The sequence below is a fragment of the uncultured Aquimarina sp. genome (assembly GCF_947495315.1).
Taxonomy (GTDB): domain Bacteria; phylum Bacteroidota; class Bacteroidia; order Flavobacteriales; family Flavobacteriaceae; genus Aquimarina.
Genome location: NZ_CANLYD010000042.1, coordinates 1 through 845, shown reverse-complemented (window position 1 = coordinate 845; position 845 = coordinate 1). Strand labels below are relative to the sequence as shown.

The window sequence follows — 845 nt, the reverse complement described above, 5'->3', positions numbered from 1 at the left end:
TATGCTTCTGCTACCTATTTTAAACAAGAAGGTGTTATTATAAATTCTGAATTCGAAAGAGTTTCTTTCTTGTCAAATATTGATGCGCAGGTAACCAATAAGTTAAAACTAGGTGCTAATCTTTTTGGTAGTAGAGGAAACAAAGATGGAGTTCCTACTCAATCAACTGGTTCCACGGTAAATGGTGGTGGAGATGACGTTGTTTCATTACTCTTTCGATTTGCACCAGATCTTGGAGTACAAGATGCTAATGGTTTAAATACAATTAACTCTGTTGGTGATAATGTCGATAACCCATTTGCAATTGCTACGGAAGGTATCGATGAGACAAAGACAGATAATTATAGAGCAAATTTATATGCTAATTATGACATTTTCGAAAATCTTACTTTCAAAACCACATTTGGTTTCAGTACTATTAATGGGACTCAAGGAACCTTTAGTCCTTCAACGCTCATCACTACGGCTGGAGATGGTACAGGAGGAAGAGCAACCATAACAAATTCTAAGAGCACAAGTATATTAAGTGAGAATTACTTAACCTATAAGGCAGAAATAGGAAAAGGAAATCTAACCTTATTAGCTGGATACTCATATCAAAAAAATTCTACAGATAGATTCTCAGCAGGAGCTGAAGGATTTACTTCAGATTCTTTTTCATACCACGCTTTGCAAACAGGTTCTACTCAATTAATACCTACCTCGTCTTTTTCCGAAATAGAAATCCAATCTCAATTCGGTAGGCTAAATTTTGATTATGACGACAAATATTTACTAACAGCTACTGTAAGAAGAGATGGTTCATCGAATTTTGCTAAAAATGAAAAATATGCAATCTTCCCATC

1 pseudogene is annotated in these 845 nt (G+C 34.9%); it reads left to right on the top strand.

What is annotated here, in order from left to right:
- Positions 1-845 (top strand): annotated as a pseudogene (locus Q0910_RS28500) (SusC/RagA family protein); the annotation flags it as partial.